At 62.6% G+C, this 19724-nt stretch carries 18 protein-coding genes; 10 read left to right on the top strand and 8 right to left on the bottom strand.

From position 1 onward, the window contains the following. The first annotated feature begins 78 nt into the window (after positions 1-78). Positions 79-1125 (top strand): LacI family DNA-binding transcriptional regulator, encoded by a 1047-nt coding sequence (locus tag ACU8HS_RS14340; RefSeq protein WP_112704697.1) that lies wholly within the window; start codon positions 79-81, stop codon positions 1123-1125. Positions 1126-1152: 27 nt separating this feature from the next. Here the strand turns inward: ACU8HS_RS14340 and ACU8HS_RS14345 are convergent, their stop codons facing one another. Then, positions 1153-1920: a TIM barrel protein gene (locus ACU8HS_RS14345; protein ID WP_113413542.1), complete on the bottom strand. Its 768-nt coding sequence runs from the start codon at positions 1918-1920 to the stop codon at positions 1153-1155. A 164-nt stretch (positions 1921-2084) separates the two neighbouring features. Between ACU8HS_RS14345 and ACU8HS_RS14350 the strand changes: the two genes are divergently transcribed. Both ACU8HS_RS14350 and ACU8HS_RS14355 read left to right on the top strand, forming a co-directional pair. Continuing rightward, positions 2085-2873, top strand: a complete 789-nt coding sequence (locus ACU8HS_RS14350) for an SDR family NAD(P)-dependent oxidoreductase (protein ID WP_447014607.1) — start codon at positions 2085-2087, stop codon at positions 2871-2873. A gap of 213 nt (positions 2874-3086) precedes the next feature. Next, positions 3087-3548, top strand: a complete 462-nt coding sequence (locus ACU8HS_RS14355; protein ID WP_112562897.1) for an RrF2 family transcriptional regulator — start codon at positions 3087-3089, stop codon at positions 3546-3548. Between the two features lie 66 nt (positions 3549-3614). On the opposite strand, the gene ACU8HS_RS14360 is transcribed toward ACU8HS_RS14355, so the two are convergent. Then, positions 3615-4739, bottom strand: a complete 1125-nt coding sequence (locus ACU8HS_RS14360) for an acyl-CoA dehydrogenase family protein (RefSeq protein WP_112562895.1) — start codon at positions 4737-4739, stop codon at positions 3615-3617. Positions 4740-4901: 162 nt separating this feature from the next. Here ACU8HS_RS14360 and ACU8HS_RS14365 point away from each other — a divergent pair, with 162 nt between their 5' ends. Next, the gene (locus ACU8HS_RS14365) at positions 4902-5678 is read left to right on the top strand and encodes a metallophosphoesterase (RefSeq protein ID WP_112563195.1); all 777 of its coding nucleotides are present in this window, start codon (positions 4902-4904) and stop codon (positions 5676-5678) included. A gap of 7 nt (positions 5679-5685) precedes the next feature. Here ACU8HS_RS14365 and ACU8HS_RS14370 read toward each other — a convergent pair whose 3' ends face one another. Then, positions 5686-8865 carry an efflux RND transporter permease subunit gene (locus ACU8HS_RS14370; protein ID WP_112562893.1) on the bottom strand — a complete coding sequence of 1060 codons (3180 nt, stop codon included), beginning with the start codon at positions 8863-8865 and terminating at the stop codon, positions 5686-5688. Then, positions 8862-10037 carry an efflux RND transporter periplasmic adaptor subunit gene (locus ACU8HS_RS14375; RefSeq protein WP_447014608.1) on the bottom strand — a complete coding sequence of 392 codons (1176 nt, stop codon included), beginning with the start codon at positions 10035-10037 and terminating at the stop codon, positions 8862-8864. Before ACU8HS_RS14375 ends, ACU8HS_RS14370 begins: the two co-directional genes overlap by 4 nt. 494 nt (positions 10038-10531) lie before the next feature. Between ACU8HS_RS14375 and ACU8HS_RS14380 the strand changes: the two genes are divergently transcribed. The 3 genes from ACU8HS_RS14380 to ACU8HS_RS14390 are packed head-to-tail and all read left to right on the top strand — an operon-like array spanning position 10532 to position 13759. Next, a complete protein-coding gene (locus ACU8HS_RS14380) occupies positions 10532-10996 on the top strand; it encodes a MarR family winged helix-turn-helix transcriptional regulator (protein ID WP_112562889.1) in 465 nt (154 codons plus the stop codon). After that, positions 10989-12212, top strand: a complete 1224-nt coding sequence (locus ACU8HS_RS14385) for an HlyD family secretion protein (protein WP_447014609.1) — start codon at positions 10989-10991, stop codon at positions 12210-12212. The genes ACU8HS_RS14380 and ACU8HS_RS14385 overlap by 8 nt, the downstream gene beginning before the upstream one ends. 5 nt (positions 12213-12217) lie before the next feature. After that, complete coding sequence (locus ACU8HS_RS14390; RefSeq protein ID WP_112562885.1) at positions 12218-13759, top strand: DHA2 family efflux MFS transporter permease subunit; 1542 nt, start codon at positions 12218-12220, stop codon at positions 13757-13759. Between the two features lie 15 nt (positions 13760-13774). On the opposite strand, the gene ACU8HS_RS14395 is transcribed toward ACU8HS_RS14390, so the two are convergent. The 3 genes from ACU8HS_RS14395 to ACU8HS_RS14405 all read right to left on the bottom strand — a co-directional run bounded on the left by ACU8HS_RS14395 (position 13775) and on the right by ACU8HS_RS14405 (position 15723). Then, entirely contained in the window at positions 13775-14389 is a 615-nt protein-coding gene (locus ACU8HS_RS14395; protein ID WP_447014610.1) for a DNA-3-methyladenine glycosylase, read from the bottom strand. A gap of 85 nt (positions 14390-14474) precedes the next feature. Beyond that, positions 14475-14789, bottom strand: a complete 315-nt coding sequence (locus ACU8HS_RS14400) for a hypothetical protein (RefSeq protein WP_112562881.1) — start codon at positions 14787-14789, stop codon at positions 14475-14477. Between the two features lie 19 nt (positions 14790-14808). Continuing rightward, positions 14809-15723, bottom strand: a complete 915-nt coding sequence (locus tag ACU8HS_RS14405; RefSeq protein WP_112704688.1) for a LysR family transcriptional regulator — start codon at positions 15721-15723, stop codon at positions 14809-14811. Positions 15724-15843: 120 nt separating this feature from the next. Between ACU8HS_RS14405 and ACU8HS_RS14410 the strand changes: the two genes are divergently transcribed. Further along, complete coding sequence (locus ACU8HS_RS14410; RefSeq protein WP_447014611.1) at positions 15844-16584, top strand: SDR family oxidoreductase; 741 nt, start codon at positions 15844-15846, stop codon at positions 16582-16584. A gap of 102 nt (positions 16585-16686) precedes the next feature. Beyond that, a complete protein-coding gene (locus tag ACU8HS_RS14415; protein ID WP_447014612.1) occupies positions 16687-17589 on the top strand; it encodes an SDR family oxidoreductase in 903 nt (300 codons plus the stop codon). Positions 17590-17821: 232 nt separating this feature from the next. Here the strand turns inward: ACU8HS_RS14415 and ACU8HS_RS14420 are convergent, their stop codons facing one another. Next, on the bottom strand, positions 17822-18733 hold the full coding sequence (locus tag ACU8HS_RS14420) for a LysR family transcriptional regulator (RefSeq protein WP_112562875.1): 912 nt from the start codon (positions 18731-18733) through the stop codon (positions 17822-17824). 165 nt (positions 18734-18898) lie between these two features. Here ACU8HS_RS14420 and ACU8HS_RS14425 point away from each other — a divergent pair, with 165 nt between their 5' ends. Then, entirely contained in the window at positions 18899-19711 is an 813-nt protein-coding gene (locus tag ACU8HS_RS14425) for an alpha/beta hydrolase (protein WP_112562873.1), read from the top strand. The last annotated feature ends 13 nt before the right edge of the window (positions 19712-19724 follow it).

The raw sequence follows: 19724 nt of genomic DNA on the forward strand, positions 1-19724 counted from the left end.
CGTTAGTGCAAGAATTTGCAATTCCGGCGGCGAACGTGTAGCCAAGCGCTCCGAATGCCAGGGGATACGAGGTGGAATGTGGGAAGCAGGGGTCGAGTAACCTTACAGACGATCGCGCGAGAGGTCGGCCTTTCGAAATATGCGGTCTCGCGCTCGCTGGCGGGCAAGAGCGGCGTCAGCGAGGAGACGCGCGCGCTGATCCGCGCCGCTGCCGAGCGGCTCGGCTATACGCGCCCTGCCGGCCAATCGCAGACGAACGACATCGCCGTCGTTTTCCATGATCTCGATGCCGTCAACAGCGAACTTTACATGCAGATCCAGAATGGCGTGCAGCGCGAGGCGCACAAACTGGGCATGGCGCTGCGCATCCGTTGGACCCACAGTGCCGGCCAGCTCGAGGAACTGGCGCGTTCCTGCGCCGGGCTGCTGCTCGTCGGCCCGCACGACCGGGAGGCGATCGTGGCGGCCACGGCGACCGGCGTGCCGATCGTGCGTTTCGGCTGGGTCGATCCTCTGGAGCAGGCCGATCAGGTGACGGGAACCGACCATGAGGCGGGTCAGGCGGTGCTGCAATATCTGATCGAACTCGGCCATCGGTCGATCTGCTATGTCAACGGCACGCCCGGTTTCCGAGGCCGGCGCGAGCGCTTCTACGGGGCGCGGGAGATTGCCGAACGCTGCGAGGACGTTTCTCTGCATGTGCTGCGCTTCGACGAGCAGATCGGCTTCGGCGAGGCCTTCCGCGACCTCAAGGCAAGGGGCATTCACCCGACGGCCTTCTTCTGTGCCCATGACGGACTGGCGCTGACGGTGGTTTCCGAACTGCTGGGGCAGGGATACCGCATTCCCGACGATGTCTCGGTGGTGGGCTTCGGCGATTTCTCGCCGGCCACGCAGATTTCACCGCCGCTGACGACGGTGAAGATGGAAGGGCAGGAGGGTGGGGCTGTCGGCCTGCGGCTGCTCCTGGAGCGCATTGAAAATCCGCGTCTGCCCGGCATGCCGGCCCGGCGCGTGATGATTGCCTCACGCATCGTCGAGCGCCGGTCCGCCGGCCCGTGCAAGGTGCCGGCTGCCGCCGATCCGATCAGGCAGGGGCAAACCGGCGGCGCGCTTGTCGAGTGACCGGGCCGCAGCCTCGACCGGAGAGCGTCAGCCCATCGTTGCGATCGCTGCCTTGACGGCGTCGGCGCCCGGTGTCGTCGGCTTGTATTCCAGGCCCACCGCGCCCGCATAGCCATTGGCGTAAATCCAGTTGAGGCGGCGGGCGAGATCGATGGCGCCGGTGCCGGGTTCGTTACGGCCGGGATGATCCGCCACATGGACGTGGAACAGGCGGTCGATGCGCCCGGCCAGAACGTCTTCGGTACGCTCGTCCATGACGGCGGAATGGTAGATGTCGTAGACGATGCCGATTTCCGGGCGGGCGACGTCATCGACGATATCCAGTCCTTCGCGGGTGGAATCGAGGAAATAGCCGACATGGTCGATGCGGATGTTGAGCGGTTCGACGCCGAGGCGCACGCCGCTGCCCTTGAGGATGTCGGCGCCGGCGCGCAGCGTTTCGGTCAGCGCCTTGCGCTGTTCGTCCCGGGTGAAGCCGTCGAGATCGTTGCCTGCCTGCGCGATCAGCACAGGTGCGCCCAGGCGCTTTGCGACGGCGACGGAATCGGCAAGACCGCTCAGCCAGGTCTGGCGGTTGGCGGCATCGGTCAATGCGATCATCGGCTCGGCGACGAGGCTCGTCACATTGAGGCCGGTTTCCTTCAATGCGGCCTCGATCGCGTCGAGGTCCTTGTCTGTCCAGCGCCAGAACTCGATGGCCTTGAGGCCGGCGGCATGGGCGCGGCGGATGCGGTCGGCGAAGAGATCGCCTTCCTCGGCAAACAACCATTCGATGCAAGCTGAATAAAGACGCATGAAAGCTCCTCCGATCGCCTGCAGGCATGCGACAGATCGCAGCCTGCGGCAAGAGGGATCGTCTGCTCATGCCGATGATTTTCCGCCACGGCTTGACGGCCAGAACCAATGTCGGAAGACTTGGCGGATCGGCCGCAGCTGCCGGCCGCATTCGGGAGGATTTCATGGATCTTGGTTTGAAGGGAAAGACCGCCGTCATTACCGGCGGCTCCGTCGGTATCGGGCTTGCCATCGCGGAAGGGCTGGCGGCGGAGGGCACCAACCTTATCTTGTCCGCGCACGGGCGCGAGCGGCTCGATTCTGAGGCTCAACGCATCGCCCAAAAATATGGTGTCAGCGCCATTGCCGTCGAGAGCGATGTTGCGACCGTCCAGGGCACGGAAGCGATCATTGCGGCGGCGGCCGAACGCGGCGGAGCGGATATTCTCATCAACAATGCCGGCACCGGCTCCAACGAGACGGTCATGGAAGCGCCGGACGAAAAATGGCAGGCCTATTGGGACCTGCATGTGATGGCGGCGGTGCGCCTTGCCCGCGGGATCGCGCCGCAGATGAAGAAGCGCGGCGGCGGCGTGATCCTCCACAATGCCTCGATCTGCGCCGTGCAGCCGCTCTGGTACGAGCCGATCTACAATGTCACCAAGGCGGCGCTGATGATGTTTTCCAAGGCGCTCTCCACCGAGCTCGTCAAGGACAATATCCGCGTCAACTGCGTCAACCCCGGCCTTATCCTGACGCCGGACTGGATCAAGACCGCCAAGCAGCTGACGACCGAAACCGGCGGCGACTGGGAGGGCTACCTGCAGAGCGTGGCGGATGAACATGCCTCCTCCAAGCGGTTCGGCACGCCGGAGGAGCTTGCGAATTTCTTCGTCTTCCTCTGCTCCGACAGGGCGAGCTACAGCATCGGTTCTACCTATTTCGTCGATGGCGGCATGCTGAAAACGGTATAGGCGTTCGTTCCGGTCGCTCCTGTGTCGGCCCGGGGTGAGGCCGGCACATCAATCTTGCTGGGTCTCACCGGACTTGAAGGCGCGGTTTTACGGCAACATAGATAGGCGAAATAACCTATAAAAACGGGTTATTTTGTTGTCTCTTCATGGTTTTGACTCTATTTGCCTGTTATTACAGAAGCATAATGCCGTGAAGTGCAGGGCGACCCAGAGATGTTGACGAAAAAGGGAAAATACGGATTGAAGGCGCTTGTCGATCTGGCGCGGCTGGCGCCGGGCGAGACCGCCTTCATCAACGATATCGCCTCGCGCAACAATATCCCGAAGAAATTCCTGGATACGATCCTGCTCGAACTGCGCAATGTCGGCATCCTGCGATCGAAGAAGGGGCCGGGCGGCGGCTATTCGCTCTCGCGGCCCGCCTCGGAGATCCGCATCGGTCACGTCATCCGCACGCTGGACGGGCCGCTGGCGCCGATCCGATGTGCGAGCCGTACGGCCTACGAGGCCTGTGACGACTGCGCCGATCCCGAGACCTGTCAGGTGCGGCGCTCGATGACCGAAGTCCGGGACGCGATCGCCGCCATTCTCGACAATATGACGCTCGAGCAGTTCGTTGCCGGCGGCGGCCTCGAGAAGGTCGAGGAGAAGCTCCCGGTCTCCGCCGCGAGCTGATCCGCATTCTGTTTGTCTTCGGGCAATTCCGGGCGCGCAATCGCAGCACCGTCTTGCCGGAACTCGTCAGCTTTCCCTGACTTTCAGACTATGCGCGCCGGCTGCGCTCAACAGCGGCTCGCGCTCGATCGCCATGCCGTGGATGCGAGCGTTGCGCCAGTGACGGTCGAGGTTGAGCGCGATGCTGCCGGTTGCGCCGCGGGCAAGTTCGAAGAGAGCGTTTGCCGTGTCCAGCGCCACCTCGGTTGCCGCAAGGCAGGCGGATAAGGCGGAGAACCAGGCTTCCGCCATGGCTGCCTCGGCGGGGCTTACCTGGGCGATATCCAGTTTGCGGCCCGCCTGCTCCAGCGCGCCGGTCGCGGTTTCGATGCGGATGGCGCGCTCGCCGATTTTGCCGGCGGGAGCAGAGGGTCCTCTTGCCATGGCAAGCAGATCGGCGAAGGCGGCGCGGGCAATACCGAGGCCGACGGCCGCCTGCAGCAGCAGGCCGAGCGATTTTTCCGTCGCATGGTCGCCGGATGAGGCGAGCGTGATGCTGTCGGCATTCACGTGCAGTTTGCCGGCAATCAGCGTTGCCGTGCCGTTGGTGCGCAGGCCGAAGGCATCCCAGTCGTCCACCGCCTGCAGGTCTTCGCTGTCACGCTGAAGGTGCATCACGACCCTGCGGCCGGCGGGATCGACCGCTGCCGCAGCGATCCGGTCGGAAAAAAGAACGGCCGGCGCCTGGTCCGAACGGCCCGTCAGGCGAAAACCGGAGCCTTCGGCCACGAGGACCGCCTGATCGGCAAAACGGGCAGGGGCGAAACGGTCGCCATCCAGGGCGCGCTCATAAAGGGCAATCTTCAGCGCTTCCGAAGACTGGTTGCGCAGCCCCTCCAGCACGCGGAAATGTGCTGCCAGAACATCGCCTATTGAAGCATCGCTTTCGGCAATGATGGCGACGATCTCGGCAAGCAGGGCATTGGAAATGTCGAGGCCCTGATATTCCGGAGGCACGGTTATCGCCGTCAGGCCGGATTGGGAGAGGATGTCGAGCTCGCCGTTCGGCATGAGGCGGTTGATGTCGCGCTCGTTAGCCTGCCGGCGAAAGACGGCGGCAAGCTCGCGGGCTGTGGAAACGGCTTCCTCCTCGGTCTCGATGCGGTGCGCCGGAGGGCGCACATTGTCGTGCAATTGCGATATCGTGCCCATCTGCCACTCTTTCCCAGTGCTAAAAAAGTGCGCGATTGCATCGGCTTGCGTAAGGCCGGTTTTTCCACAAAAGCCCGGCCTGTCGAATTTTCTTACCAGCTTGATCGCCTTGCCGTATGCTCTACGTATGGTTAAGGGACAGCCAACCGATCAGGAATGATGATGAGCGATTCTCTTGCACGAAGCCGCGAGGGTTCGAAGGCTGGACGTCAGCCGCGCCCGCGCGTGAGCATGGATATAGCGGATATCCCGACTTACGCCATCGGCGACGTGCATGGGCGTCTCGATCTGCTGCAGAAAGCGGAGGAGGCGATCGTACGCGATGCCGAGCACCTGCCGGGCAAGAAACTCATCGTCATGCTCGGCGATTACATCGATCGCGGCCCGCAATCGGCCCATGTCCTCAGCCACCTCATGGACCCGGCGCCCGAAGGTTTCGAGCGCATCTGCCTTGCCGGCAACCATGAGATCGTCATGCTCGACTATATCGACGGCTGGGCCTCCTACGACGACTGGATGACCATGGGGGCCGCCGAGCTTCTGCGATCCTATGGTCTCGATCCCGATCACCTGCCGCTCGTCTTCCGCTCCGGTGCGCAGCTCGACGCCTTCATCCGCCAGTCGCTGCCGCATACCCATATCGATTTCATCCGCTCCCTGCCGATCATGCTCGACACGCCCAATGTCGTCTTCGTGCATGCCGGCATCGACCCGCGTGTGCCGCTCGAAGAGCAGGCCGACGATGACATGGCCTTCATCCGCCAGCGGTTTCTGGAAAGCCCGCTGCCGCTGCCGAAGCTCATCGTGCATGGCCATACGCCCGGCGACCAGCCGGACGTGCAGCCGATGCGGCTCAATCTCGATACCCGCGCTTTCAGGAGCGGCAGGCTCTCCGTCGCCCGCTTCTGGCAGGGACAGGTCTACCTTTTCTCCACCTGATGCCTGCTCAGGCAGCGTTCTCCTCCGCATCGACCTGAGCCGGCACTTCCGCCGGCTTTTTGCGCCAGCGTCGCAACACGACGTAGAAGACCGGCGTCAGGAACAGGCCGAAGATCGTCACGCCCAGCATGCCCGAGAATACGGCCGTGCCGAGCGACTGGCGCATTTCGGCACCGGGGCCGGTGGCGATGGCCAGCGGCAGGACGCCGAAAATGAAGGCGAAGGCCGTCATCAGGATCGGGCGCAGGCGCAGATGGCTGGCCTCGATGGCGGCATCGACGACGCTTTTGCCTTCTTCCTCCGCCTGCCTTGCAAACTCGACGATCAGAATGGCGTTCTTGGCCGCAAGGCCGATCAGCACGATCAGGCCGATCTGCGTGAGGACGTTGTTATCCATTCCCCTCAGCGATACGCCGATCAGCGCGGCCAGGACGGCGAGCGGAACGATGAGGATGATCGCCAGCGGCAGGACCCAGCTTTCATATTGCGCCGCAAGCGCAAGGAAGACGAAGATCACCGACAGGGCGAAGATATAGATGGCGGTATTGCCGGTGTGGGTTTCCTGATAGGCAAGTTCCGTCCACTCGAAGGTCGTTCCCGGCGGCAGGATCTGCGCCGCAAGGTCCTCCATCTTCTTGATGGCGTCGCCGGTCGAGGTGCCGGGCGTCGGGTTGCCCTGAAGCGGTACCGAGACATACATGTTGTAGCGCTGGACGAGCGCCGGGCCGCTTGCATCCCTGATGTCCATCAGCGTGCCGAGGGGCACCAGCGCGCCGGTTGCCGATCTTACCTTCAGGGCAAGGATGTCGTCCCTGTCCATGCGGTATTGCCGGTCGGCCTGGGCGCGGACCTGGTAGACGCGGCCGAACGCGTTGAAATCGTTCACATAGGCGACACCCAGATTGATGGAGAGCGCGTTGAAGATGTTGGGGATCGGCACGTTCAGGAAACGCGCCTTGTCGCGATCGATCGCCAGGAAATATTGCGGGCTGGCGTCCGAGAATGTCGTGAAGACGCCGGTGAGGCCCGGCGTCGTGGCCGCGGCACCCATCATCTGGCGGGCAAGGCCCAGGACACGCGTCATATCGGCGTTTTCAAGATCGGAAATCTGCATCTTGAAACCGCCGGAATTGCCGACGCCGCGAACGGACGGCGGCGGGATGGCAATGATGAAGGCTTCCTGGATGCTCTGCAGCTTGCCGTAAAGCTCGCCGATGATCTTGTTTGCCGTCTCGCCGCCCTCTTCACGTTCGGCGAAGGATTTGAACGGCACGAAGACGACGCCGGCATTCGAAGCATTGGTGAAGGTCGCGCCGCTGAAGCCGGCAAATTGCACGGCATTGCCGACGCCCGGTACGGTACGGGCGATGTCGCCGACCTGTTTGACGACGGCATCGGTGCGCGCAAGCGAGGCACCGTCCGGCAGCTGGATGACGATGATCGCGTAGCCCTGGTCCATGGTGGGGATGAAGCCGGAGGGGACTTTCTGGCCCATGTACCAGGTCGCGCCGAGCAGGCCGGCAAAAGCGAGCAGCGAGCAGGTCAATCCGATCCAGCTGCTGACCAGATGCCGGACGATCCACGAATAGCCAGAGCTCATCCGGTCGAAGCCGCGGTTGAAGCCGTTCGCAAGGCCGCTTCCCAACTGCGAGAAGATGTTCCTGGGCTTGCTCTCGTGATCGTGCGTTTTCAAGAGAATACCGGCGAGGGCGGGCGAAAGCGTCAGCGAATTCAACGCGGAAATTGCGGTGGTGACTGAGATCGTCACCGCAAACTGTCGGTAGAACTGGCCGGAAATGCCGGGAATGAAGGCCGTCGGCACGAATACCGCAATCAGCACCAGCGAGATGGCGACGACTGCGGTTCCGACTTCGTCCATCGTGACATGCGAGGCTTCCTTGGGCGACATGCCGCGCGCCAGGTTTCGCTCGACATTCTCGACAACCACGATGGCGTCGTCGACGACGATACCGATCGCAAGGACGAGGCCGAAGAGGGTCAGCATATTGAGCGAGAAGCCGAAGGCCAGCAGGACCGCAAAGGTGCCGATCAGCGATACCGGAATGGCGACGATCGGAATGATTGCCGTTCGCCACGATTGCAGGAAGACGAGCACGACGATGGCCACCAGGATCGCCGCTTCGGCGATCGTCCTGTAGACCTCGCTGATCGAATCCGAGATGAATTCGGTCGTATCGTAGACGATGCGGTATTCCAGACCCTGGGGGAAATTCTGGGAGAGATCCTTCATGATCGCCTGGACCTGATGGGCGGTATCCAGTGCGTTGGTTCCCGGTCGGGCGAAGATGCCGAGGGCAACCGCCGGGTCGTTGTTGAGATAGCTGTTGGTGACGTAGTCCTGAGCGCCAAGCTCGATACGGGCGACATCCTGCAGGGACACAAGCCGGCCGCTGGCCGTCGATTTGACGATGACATAGCGGAACTGGCGCACGTCCGAGAAGCGTCCGTCCGTTCGCACCGTATATTCGAAGGCGTTCGGTCCGGTCACGGGCGGGGCGCCGATCTTGCCCCCGGACACCTGAACGTTCTGGTCCCTCAGCGCGGCAACGACGTCATCGGACGTCATTCCGTAGGCGGAAAGCTTTTCCGGATCCAGCCAGATACGCATCGAATATTGGCGTTCGCCGAAAAGCTGGACGTCGCCGACGCCGTCAAGGCGCACGAGCACGTCGCGGATGCGGTTGCGCGCATAGTTGGAGACGTAGAGCTGATCGTAACGGTGCGACGGCGAGAGCAGATGCACGACCATCATCAGGTCGGGCGAACTCTTGTCGGTGGTCACGCCAAGGCGCTGGACCTCTTCGGGAAGGCGGGGAAGGGCGATGGACACGCGGTTCTGGACAAGAACCTGGACCTTGTCGAGATCGGTACCGAGCTTGAAGGTGATCGTCAGCGACATGGCGCCGTCGGCGCTCGAATAGGAAGACATGTAAAGCATGTCTTCGACGCCGTTGATCTGCTGTTCGAGCGGGGTCGAAACCGTATCGGCGATCGTCTGCGGGTCGGCGCCGGGATAGGAGGTGCGCACGACGATGGTCGGCGGGGCGATCTCGGGATATTGCGATACCGGCAATTGCGTATAGGCAATGCTGCCGACGACGAGGAGAAGGATCGAGATGACGGCCGCAAAGATCGGCCGGTCTACGAAGAAATGGGCAAATCTCATTGGCTGCTCTCCGCACCGGCGGTTTCGGGCGGGGCATCGGTACGCTGCTGCGGCAGCTCGCTCATCTGCGGCGTGACCTTTGAGCCGGGCCGGGCGCGGATCAGGCCGTTGACGACGATCGTCTCGGTGCCGTCCAGACCTTCGCGGATGACGCGGTAGCCGTAGAGCCGCGGACCGGGCCGGACCGGCTTGGTCGATACCGTGCCGTCAGCGCCAACGACGTAAACGACGCGTTCATTCTGGTCCGAGCCGATTGCCTCGTCGGGAACAAGGATGGCCTGGTAGGTATTGGAGGCCTCGATCTGAATGCGGCCGAAAAGACCGGGCTGGAGGACGAGATCGGGGTTGGGGAAACGTGCGCGCAGGCGGATGGTGCCGCTTTCGTTGTCGATCCGGTTTTCTGCGAAGTCGAGTTTGCCCTTGAACGGCTTGGCATTGGGATCGGAGATCGTGACCACGACATCCAGTCCGCCGCCGCCCTGCTGCAGGTCCTTGCCGAGCTTGCGCGCCGTCTCGGCGAAGTTCAGCAGCCGGCGCTCGTCGACGTCGAAATAAAAGTCGATCGGGTCGAGCGAAACGATCGTGGTCAGCACGGTCTGGTCGGTCTGTACCAGATTGCCGGCGGAGATCAGGCGGCGGTCGATGCGGCCGCTGAGGGGGGCGGTGATCTCCGTATATTCCATGTCGAGGGCCGCGCGGTCGGCGGCGGCCTGTGCGCCGCGGACATTGGCCTGGGCCGAATCGAATTCGCGGCGGCGGTCGTCCAGCGTCTGTGCCGACTGGCTGCCGCTCGAAGCAAGCGACTGCGCACGTTTATACTGCGCATCGGCAAAGACCAGTGCCGACTTCGCTGCTTCAAGCGCGGCATTGGCCTGATTGAGCGCGGTGACGAACGGCCTTTGATCGATAACGAAGAGGCGGTCGCCTTTCTTCACCAGCGCACCGTCAGTGAAGTCGATTTCCTGCAGATAGCCGCCGACGCGCGACCGTACCGAAACCTCGTCGACGGGTTCGAAGCGGCCGATGAACTCGTCGCTGTCGACCACGTCGCGCACGACGGGTTTGGCGACAGTGACGGGCGGGGGAGCAGGCGCCTGCTGCGCCTCAGCGATAAGCGGCAGGAAAGCGGCCAAGCAGCCGAGTGTCAATGCGTGTCGAAGCGAATAAGCCATTCCGGTCCCCCTTGCGGGCGGCCGAATGCAGCCGCCTGAACCTATGCCTGAGAAAAGCTGTCCATGCCTGCTGGAACGAAAGCATGAGCCTTCGTCCTAAGTCCGAATTCTACCCATGCGTGGCTGCCGGGAGATGACAGGTGCAAGCCGGCACCTCGAAATCAACCGGAGGGAGAAAATCGCGATCTCCGTAACCCTATGAAGGCAGACTATAAACGGGAGAATCCGAAAATTGCAAATGCCAATTGACCGCCCCGATTTGCAGTTCCGCAAACCCCGGCATTTCCGCCGATATCGCTCCATCACGTTGCCGAGAGCGGTTTCTGTCGCTGCCCGGACGTTCGCAGGAGGCCGGATCGAAAGCTCCGCCTAACCGCGGACTGCGGCATTTTGGTCGCAGGTGCGGAATCTTGCGGTTGCATCCTTGTGCATTGCACATGCTCAATATATCTATCAACATCATAAGGATGCTTATTACTAGCCGGCGAAGGTATATGACCAACACTCCAACACTCGGTTTTCTTCTGCACGACGTCGCCCGCCTGCTGCGCAAGCGGTTCGAGCAGCGGGCAAAGGACCTTGGGCTGACACGGTCTCAGTGGCAGACGCTCGCCTATCTCGCCAATAATGAGGGCATCCATCAGAGCGGACTTGCCGAAATCCTGGAAATCGAGCCGATCACGCTGGTGCGCATTCTCGACAAGCTTGCAGAGCGCGGCCTGATCGAGCGCCGCCAGCACCCCACCGACCGGCGTATCTGGCTGCTCTACATGCGTGAGGCCGCCCATCCGATCCTCGCCGAAATGCGCGAGCTCGGCGACGTGACGCGCGGCGAGGCATTGGAAGGCGTAACCCCCGAAGAGCGCGACCGGCTTTTCCACACCCTATCCGTAATGAAGACGAACCTGGTGCAGGCTTGCCGGACCCCGGTCGCCGAGAATGAGACGAAACATGGCTGACAAATCCCCCTTGCGCGTCGTGTCCGACGCGAATGCCAAGAATCCTGCCGACGAAAAAGAGATCCCGCAACAACCGGAAACGGTGGCTGAGGCGCCTTCATCCAGTTCAGCGCCCGCGGCTGCCGCGGTGGCTGCGCCTGGCGGCAACAAGGTCCGCCGCCGGCGCAGCTTCACCCGCCCTGTCCTCTTTGCCCTGCTGCCCGTGGCGCTCGTCGTCGGCGGCTATTATTACGTCAATGGCGGCCAGGTCATGTCGACCGACAACGCCTATATCCAGGCGGACATGGTGGGCATCACGACCGATGTTTCGGGCATCGTCGCGCAGATCAACGTGCATGAGAACGAGCAGGTCAAGGCGGGGCAGGTGCTTTTCAGCCTGCAGTCCGACGCCTTCAGGATCGCGCTTGACGGCGCCAGGGCCCAGCTCGGCGCGCAGCGAAACCAGATCATGAACCTCAAGGCCAGCTACCAGCAGTCGCTTGCCGAGATCACCCAGGCCGAAGCCGATCTGCCCTATTACCAGGATCAGTTCGACCGACAGCAGAGCCTCGTCAACAACGGCAGCGCGACGCAATCGGCCTATGACGAAGCCAAGCACAATCTCGAAGCCGCGCAGCAGAAGGTTTCGGTCGCCAAGGCGGAAGCCGCAACGACGCTCGCCCAGCTCGGCGGCAGCGCCGACCAGCCGGTCGAGGAAAACCCGCTCTACCTGCAGGCCAAGTCGCAGGTCGACAACGCTGAGCGCGAGCTCGACCACAGCGTCGTCAAGGCGCCTTTCGATGGTATCGTCACCAACGTAAACGCCTTGCAGGTCGGCTCCTACCTGCAGGCTTCGCAGCAGGCTTTCTCGCTGGTTTCGACCTCGCATCTTTGGATTGCCGCAAGCCCGAAGGAAACCGAGCTTACCTACGTCAAGCCCGGCCAACCGGTCGACATTTACGTCGATACCTATCCGGGCGTGATGTGGAAGGGCAAGGTCGAGAGCATCAGCCCGGCTTCCGGCTCCTCCTTCTCGCTGCTGCCGGCGCAAAATACGACCGGCAACTGGGTGAAGGTCGTGCAGCGCATACCGATGCGCGTCAGCATCGATGATGCCGAAGGCAAGCCGCCGCTTCGCGTCGGCATGAGCACGGTCGTCGAGGTCGATACCGGCCATGCGCGCGGCCTGCCCGATTTCGTCAACAACCTTCTCGGCCAGGGCAAGAGCCACGAGTAACGGCCATGAGCAATGCTCCCGCATCACCGGCAACCCCGGTTGCCAATCGCGGCGCGATCACGGCCTGCGTCATCCTGGCCGTCATCATGCAGGCGCTGGATACGACGATCGCCAACGTGGCGCTGCCCTATATCCAAGGCAGCGTTTCGGCGTCGGCCGACCAGATCAACTGGGTCTTGACCTCCTATATCGTCGCGGCTGCCATCATGACGCCGCCGTCGGGCTTCCTTGCCGCCAAGTTCGGCCGCAAGCGCGTGCTCCTGACGGCGATCGTCGGCTTCGTCGTCGCCTCCGTTCTTTGCGGTCTCGCGCAATCGCTGCCGCAGATCGTCGCTTTCCGCCTGCTGCAGGGCCTGTTCGGCGCTTCGCTGGTTCCGCTCTCCCAGGGCATTCTCCTCGACATCTATACGGTCGAGGAGCGCGGCTCGGCCATGGCCTTATTCGGCGTCTCGGTCATGGTCGGGCCGGTTCTGGGGCCTGTCATCGGCGGCTGGCTGACGGACAATATCAGCTGGCGCTGGGTCTTCTACATCAACGTGCCGATCGGCGCGCTCGCCTTTGCCGGCATCGTCATCTTCGTTTCGGAGACGAAGAGGGATGCGCTCGCCAAACTGGACTGGTTCGGCTTCGGGATGATGAGCCTGTTCATCGCCGCGCTGCAGCTTTTCCTCGACCGCGGCGAGCAGCTCGACTGGTTCTCGTCAGGTGAAATCGTCATCGAAGCGATCATCTGTGCGGCCGCCTTCTACCTGCTTCTGGTGCATACGCTGACGGCGGAAAAATCCTTCGTCAATCCGCGGCTCTTCCTCGACCAGAATTTCACCGTCAGCATGATCTTCATCTTCGTGATCGGCATTACCTATCTCGCTTCGCTGGCGCTGATGACGCCCTATCTGCAGACGCTGATGGGCTATCCGGTCATCACGGCGGGCATCGTCATGGGGCCGCGCGGCCTTGGCACCATGCTCTGCATGTTCATCGTCGGCCGGCTGATCGGCAAGGTGGATACGCGCTGGCTGCTGCTGCTCGGCCTCGGCCTGACTGCCTGGGCGATGTATGACATGACCGGCTGGACGCCCGACGTGTCGCAATGGACCATCGTGTCGGTCGGCTTCATCCAGGGGGCGGGCCTCGGCTTCCTCTTCGTGCCGCTGACGACGATTGCCTTTGCGACATTGCCGGCGCAGATGCGCGGCGACGGAACCGGCCTCTACAACCTGTCGCGCAATATCGGCTCCTCGGTCGGCATCTCGATCGTTTCGGCGCTGATCGTTGAGAACACGCAGAGCAACCACGAGTCGATCGCCGCCTATGTGACGCCGTTCAACCGGGCCTTCGATGCGACGGCGGCGCAGGGCCTCAGCCCGCTGACCGCCGTTGGCCGGGCGGCGCTCAACGACGTCATCACGCTGCAGTCGACGATCATCGCCTATATGGACGATTTCAAGCTGCTGATGCTGATGTCGCTTGCGGTGATGCCGCTGGTCCTGCTGCTGCGCAAGCCGAAGGCCGCGCCGGCCATGGACCACAGCGCCGTCATGGAGTGATGGCGCATACCCGGCCTATCGGAACGGCTTGCTCAGATAGCGCGATCCCTGAATGCCGAAGCGCCATGGCGCTTCGGCATTTTTCGTAATGCCAATCCGCTTGCCAGAGACGACGGGCAGGGGCGAGGAAGGCGAGAGCGCGTAGGGCGGCCGGTCGAGAGTGCGGTCGTTGACGGAAATGTTGATGCCGAGCGCCTGGCAGAGCTTGCCGGGGCCGCTGCAGAGCTGTGTCAGCACATCGGTGCCGCGTCGTTCCATCATCGCCTGCAGGCCGATTTCCGGCTCCAGCGCACGGATCAGCACGGCCGAGCCCGGCGTGCAGACGAAGTTCAGGCACCAGTACATGCCGTAGATGCGGTAGATATAGACATTCCCGGGGCGGCCATACATGGCCCCGTTGCGCTTTGTCGGGCCGCGGAAACTGTGGGAAGCCTCGTCGTCGGGATAATAGGCTTCCGTCTCGGTGATCCGCCCGCCCGACCCGCTGACCGTAAGGTGGCAGCCGAGCAGATCGCGGGCGACCTCGATCGCATCGCGTTCGAAGAAATGGCGCAGGCTTTCCCCGGCAAGCGGGTCGGCGCCAACAGCGCCATTGATCATATCGTTCGTCATGGAGATTGTCGATAGCATCCTCTCGGGCGATCGACCACCCGGAAGCCGAACGTGGCGTCGTGCGCGGCGAGGTGCGCGTCGACAATATCGTCCTGACGCAGGTCTAGTGACCGGCGTTGGGGTCGCGCATCGGAATGGACGAGACGGTGACGGAGACCGGATCGCTTGCCGGGAAGGAATCTTCCAGGCCTTCGTTCAGTTCCTCTTCGAGCAGGGCGGCATCCTTGTTGCGGGCGCTGTCGCCGTGAACGGGCTCGAATACGGAAGCGAGCAATGCCTTGGCTTTGGCGATGGCATTGTCGTGGGTGAGGTCGGGGGCTTCGCGCAACGTGACCGCGATCCTGTCCTCGCCTTCACTGCCGAACTCGACGACGAAGCCTTCATCGGCCTGGTAGACGATGATATCGCTGAGTGCCATGCCCGTTCCTCCGAAATCGCTAATATGAGTGAAGCGCGTTTTCGGCTGTTTGTCGAGCAAAGACCTTCACCAGCCAGTCGATGAAGACCCGCACGCGCGGCGAAAGCTGGCGGTTGCGCGGGTAGAGCAGCGAGACCGGCGTCTGCGTCAGCGGGAAATCGGCGAGCACCTCGACGAGGGTGCCGGCGGCCAGGTCCTGTTCGGCGTGGTAACGCGGGATCTGGATCATGCCGAGACCCAGGCGGGCGGCCGATATGTAACTTTCGGCGGCGTTGACCGTGACGGTTGCGGGAATGGTGACGTTGCGGACACTGCCGTCGACAATGAATTCCAGCGGCAGCGGGCCGGCACTGCCGGTTGCGCGGAAGCCCACCATGCGATGCGCGCCGAGCCTGTCCGGATGGTCAGGGCTGCCGAAAGCGGCAATATAGGAGGGCGAGGCGAGGGTGATTTCGTCCAGCATGGCGACCCGTCTGGCGACCATGTCGCTGTCCTGCGGGGTGCCGACGCGCAGCACGCAGTCGATGCCCTCGCGCACCAGATCCACCAGCCGGTCGCCCTCGCTCATGTAGAATTCGATGTCGGGGTAGGTCTCCAGAAAGGACGGCAGGCTCGGCAGCACGAAATGGCGGGCAAGCGTGCCGTGCACGTCAACCCGCAGCAGCCCCTTCGGCTTGGTGCCGGCGAAGGCGCCTTCGGCATCCTCGATATCGGCGAGGATCGACAGGCAGCGCTGATAATAGGCCTCGCCGTCGAGTGTCGGGCTGACATGGCGTGTCGTGCGCTGGAGCAGGCGCACGCCGAGGCGCGCCTCCAGCTGCTTGACCGCATCCGTCACCGTCGAGCGCGGCAGGCCGGTATCTTCGGCGGCAAGCGTGAAGCTGCGGCGCTCCACGACGCGGGAGAAGACCCGCATGGCATCGAATCTGTCCATTTAGTTTGTTCGCATTTGCCGGATAGTGATGCCGGATAATGGCTGATTATCCGCAAAGTGGAAAGGGACATCTTCTCCTCATCGAAAGGGCGCTGCGGCGCCGACGCAAAGGAGAAGGAAATGTCTGCCAATCAAAACAAGGTCGCTCTCGTTACCGGCGCTTCCCGCGGCATCGGTGCTGCGATCGCCGAACGCCTCGCAAAGGACGGCTTTACCGTCGTCATCAATTATGCCGGCAACGCGGCGCTCGCCGAAGAACTGGCCCAGAAGATCGAGAAGGCCGGCGGCAAGGCGCTGACGGCGCAGGGTGACGTTGCCGATGCGGAGGCCGTGCGCCGCATGTTCGATGCGGCAGAGGCTGCCTTCGGCGGCGTCGACGTGCTGGTCAACAATGCCGGCATCATGCTGCTGTCGCGCCTTGCCGACGTCGATGATGCGAGCTTCGACCGCCAGATCGGCGTCAACCTGAAGGGCACGTTCAACACGCTGCGCGAGGCCGCCAAACGCTTGCGTGACGGCGGCCGGGTCATCAACTTCTCAAGCTCGGTCGTCGGTCTGAAGCCGGAAAGCTACAGCGTCTATGCCGCGACGAAAGCCGCCGTGGAGACGATGGGCGCGATCCTTTCCAAGGAAATGCGCGGCCGCCAGATCACCGTCAACACGGTCGCCCCCGGTCCGACAGGCACCGATCTCTTCCTCAACGGCAAGTCCGATGAGCTGATCGACCGCCTCGCCAAGGCCAACCCGCTCGAGCGTCTCGGCACGCCCGAGGATATTGCCGGTGTCGTCGCCTTCCTCGCCGGCCCCGATGGCGCCTGGATCAACGGCCAGGTGCTGCGCGCCAATGGCGGCATGGCCTGATGCTTTCGCCGTGGCGGCCTGAGTGCCGCCACGCTCTTTTCTCGCATCCTTTCAATCAACCCCGATCGAACAGCCACCTGCACGAACAGAAGGAACAGGACCATGAGCAAACAAGTCATCGTCATCACCGGCGCTTCCAGCGGTTTCGGCGCTCTTACCGCCCGCGCGCTCGCCAGGGCCGGCCACATCGTCTACGCCTCGATGCGCGAAACCGAAGGCCGCAACAAGCCGCAGGTCGAGGCCGTCGACGCCTTCTCCAGGGAAAACGGCGTCGATCTGAAGGCGGTCGAACTGGATGTCGCTTCCGATGCCTCCGTCGAAACAGGCATCGCCAAGGTGATCGCCGCCGAGGGCCATATCGATACGATCATCCACAATGCCGGCCATATGTCCTTCGGTCCGGCGGAAGCCTTCACGCCGCAGCAATATGCGGAGCTTTTCGATATCAACGTGCTTTCGACGCAGCGCGTCAATCGCGCGGTGCTGCCACATCTGAGGAAGCAGGGCAGGGGCCTGGTCGTGTGGGTTTCGTCCTCGAGCACCCGCGGCGGCACGCCTCCGTATCTCGCCCCCTATTTCGCTGCCAAGGCCGCGATGGATTCGCTTGCCGTCTCCTATGCCAGCGAGCTGACCCGCTGGGGCATCGAAACCGCGATCATCGTTCCAGGCGCCTTCACCAAGGGCACGAACCACTTCGCCCATTCCGGCTCGCCTGCAGACACGGCCCGCGCCGCCGAATATAACGAGGGTCCCTACAAGGGGTTGCCGGAACAGGCGCTCAAGGGGCTTGCTTCGCTCGAACCCGCCGATGCGGATGCCGCTTCCGTCGCGACAGCCATTGTCGAAGTGGTGAACATGCCGTTCGGCAAGCGGCCGTTCCGCACCCATATCGATCCGTCGCAGGATGGTGCGGAAATCGTCAACGGCGTTGCCGACCGCGTCCGGGCCGAACTCTTCCGCCGCATCGGCATCGAGGACCTGCTGAAGCCCGTTGTCGGGAAATAACCGCCTGTCGCAAAATTGTGAACGGTGTCTCGGCGTGCTGCCCCTTACTATCCGGCTAAGCGCACCTATATCAGATTGGACGGAGGCGGACGGCAAGTTGCCGCCAGCCTCCCGACCTCCACTCCAGGGCCTGCCGCGCCTTTCCTGCGGTGCGACAGGCCTCCAGTTTCAGACATCAGATTAAGGCCCGTGACGGTTATCCCTCCCATCGCGGGCCGCTTTCTTTGGGCTTTCAGCGGGCGTTGAGCTTGGCGTCCGCCAGCAGTTTCACCAGCCAGTCGACGAAGACCCGAACCTTGTTGCTGAGGTGCCTGTTCGGCGGGTAGACGACGTAAAGCGGCAGCGATTCGCGCGTCCATTCCGTCAGAGTCTGGACCAGTTCGCCCTTCGCCAAGGGCTCGCGCGCCATGAAGATCGGGATCTGGGCGAGGCCGAGGCCGGTAAGCGCTGCCGTCATATAGGTACGGCTGTCGTTGACGGAGACGATGTAGCGCGGACTGACCTCGATGATCTCATTGCCCTTGCGGAACTCGAAAGGCACGGTGCGATTGTTCTGGGCGCGGAAATAGTTGACGGAATAATGTTCCGTTTCAAGCTCTTCGGGCCGCTGCGGCAGGCCGAATTTCTCCACGTAAAGGGGGGCGGCGCAGGTGATCATTTCGATCTCCGAGACGCGCCTGGCGATCAGCGACTGGTCGGCCGGCGTGCCGGCGCGCAAGGCGCAGTCGACATTTTCGGCGAGATAATCGACTGTGCGGTCACCAACGCCAAGGTCGATGCGGATATCCGGATAGCGCTGGTAGAAATCACAAAGCGCCGGCACGACAATGGAATCGGCAAAGGCGCCTGCCATCTCGACGCGCAGCCGTCCCGTCGGCAGGCTTTGGGAATTCGAAAGGCTGCCGTCCAGCTCCTCCAGTTCGGAAATGATCTGCGCTGCGCGTTCGTAATAGAGGGCGCCATCCGTCGTCACCATGACGCGGCGCGTGGTTCGGTTGAGGAGCTTGGTGCGCAGATGCGCCTCCAGCCCCTGGATAAGATTTGTCACCGTCGCCTTGGGCATGGCGAGCATGTCGGCGGCGCGGGTGAAATTGCCCGTCTCCACCACGCGGATGAAGACACGCATTGCCGAGAGTTGATCCATCGGTTCACTTCCGCAGTTTGCGTTGCAACATTGTTCAGGATTCGGAATAGTGTTATCGCGATATCGCTTCTTATTCCCCGATTTGAATAACAATATCTTTTTGGCGCAAAATGCAAGAGACAGGCGTTGTCTGTCCCTATGCCAGGCAGCGAAGAGATAGAGACGATGGTGCCCGAAATTAAGGACATGGTGCTGGAAAAGGTGGCCGCTGGCCCCGTTTCTGCGCGTGTCTATATGGGGGCCGATTTTGGCAAAGGCCCGCCGATCGTTCTCTACCTGCATGGCGGAGCCTTCCTCGACAGCGACCCGAACGCCGATCGCCCGATTGCGGCGAGCCTTGCGAGGGCTGGTGCGATCGTGGTTTCCGCCGACTACAGCACGCTCTCCGGCAATGTCTTTCCGAAGGCGCTTGAAGTGTCCTTCTCGATCTTTTCCTACCTTGCCCTCAAGAAGGCCGGCCTTGGCGATCGCAAGTCGCTGCTGTTCGTCGCCGGGGAAGAGGCGGGTGGCAATGTCGCTGCCGGCGTTGCGCTGAAAGCACGCGACCAGATGCCGGATGCGCTGGACGGCCAGATCCTGCTTTCTCCGCTTCTCGATCCTTTCATGGGTACATCCTCGATCCGCAAGGCGGACAAGATCGGCATGCGCCAGCGCTGGACGGAGGGCTGGAGCCACTATCTGAGCGGCGGCGGTTGCCATCCCTATGCTGCGCCCTGCCTTTGCTCGCGGATTTCGGGTGTTGCACCCGCACTGATTTTTACGGCGGAGGACGATCCGCTGCATGACGAGACCCTCGGTTACGCCGCTCGCCTGAAGAAGGCAGGCGTTGGCGTGCGCCAGCATGTTCTTCCCGCCGGGACAGGCTGGCCTTCCATTTATGGCGGAAAATCTGAGGGAACTTCGATCTGGCAGGACAACGTCAGCCGCCATTTCGGGGACTTCCTTCAGGATGTGAGCGTTCAGCCACAATTGCATTGACGACGAACTGATT

This window comes from Rhizobium sp. KDH_Rht_773_N, from assembly GCF_052946295.1.

What these genes read in the sequence shown, in the direction of transcription:
- ACU8HS_RS14405 (WP_112704688.1), bottom strand. Translation starts at nt 15,723, where the DNA reads ATGGACAGATTCGATGCCATGCGGGTCTTCTCCCGCGTCGTGGAGCGC.
- ACU8HS_RS14360 (WP_112562895.1), bottom strand. Translation starts at nt 4,739, where the DNA reads ATGGGCACGATATCGCAATTGCACGACAATGTGCGCCCTCCGGCGCAC.
- ACU8HS_RS14410 (WP_447014611.1), top strand. Translation starts at nt 15,844, where the DNA reads ATGTCTGCCAATCAAAACAAGGTCGCTCTCGTTACCGGCGCTTCCCGC.
- ACU8HS_RS14420 (WP_112562875.1), bottom strand. Translation starts at nt 18,733, where the DNA reads ATGGATCAACTCTCGGCAATGCGTGTCTTCATCCGCGTGGTGGAGACG.
- ACU8HS_RS14345 (WP_113413542.1), bottom strand. Translation starts at nt 1,920, where the DNA reads ATGCGTCTTTATTCAGCTTGCATCGAATGGTTGTTTGCCGAGGAAGGC.
- ACU8HS_RS14350 (WP_447014607.1), top strand. Translation starts at nt 2,085, where the DNA reads ATGGATCTTGGTTTGAAGGGAAAGACCGCCGTCATTACCGGCGGCTCC.
- ACU8HS_RS14355 (WP_112562897.1), top strand. Translation starts at nt 3,087, where the DNA reads ATGTTGACGAAAAAGGGAAAATACGGATTGAAGGCGCTTGTCGATCTG.
- ACU8HS_RS14380 (WP_112562889.1), top strand. Translation starts at nt 10,532, where the DNA reads ATGACCAACACTCCAACACTCGGTTTTCTTCTGCACGACGTCGCCCGC.
- ACU8HS_RS14375 (WP_447014608.1), bottom strand. Translation starts at nt 10,037, where the DNA reads ATGGCTTATTCGCTTCGACACGCATTGACACTCGGCTGCTTGGCCGCT.
- ACU8HS_RS14390 (WP_112562885.1), top strand. Translation starts at nt 12,218, where the DNA reads ATGAGCAATGCTCCCGCATCACCGGCAACCCCGGTTGCCAATCGCGGC.
- ACU8HS_RS14425 (WP_112562873.1), top strand. Translation starts at nt 18,899, where the DNA reads ATGGTGCCCGAAATTAAGGACATGGTGCTGGAAAAGGTGGCCGCTGGC.
- ACU8HS_RS14415 (WP_447014612.1), top strand. Translation starts at nt 16,687, where the DNA reads ATGAGCAAACAAGTCATCGTCATCACCGGCGCTTCCAGCGGTTTCGGC.
- ACU8HS_RS14370 (WP_112562893.1), bottom strand. Translation starts at nt 8,865, where the DNA reads ATGAGATTTGCCCATTTCTTCGTAGACCGGCCGATCTTTGCGGCCGTC.
- ACU8HS_RS14385 (WP_447014609.1), top strand. Translation starts at nt 10,989, where the DNA reads ATGGCTGACAAATCCCCCTTGCGCGTCGTGTCCGACGCGAATGCCAAG.
- ACU8HS_RS14365 (WP_112563195.1), top strand. Translation starts at nt 4,902, where the DNA reads ATGAGCGATTCTCTTGCACGAAGCCGCGAGGGTTCGAAGGCTGGACGT.
- ACU8HS_RS14395 (WP_447014610.1), bottom strand. Translation starts at nt 14,389, where the DNA reads ATGCTATCGACAATCTCCATGACGAACGATATGATCAATGGCGCTGTT.
- ACU8HS_RS14400 (WP_112562881.1), bottom strand. Translation starts at nt 14,789, where the DNA reads ATGGCACTCAGCGATATCATCGTCTACCAGGCCGATGAAGGCTTCGTC.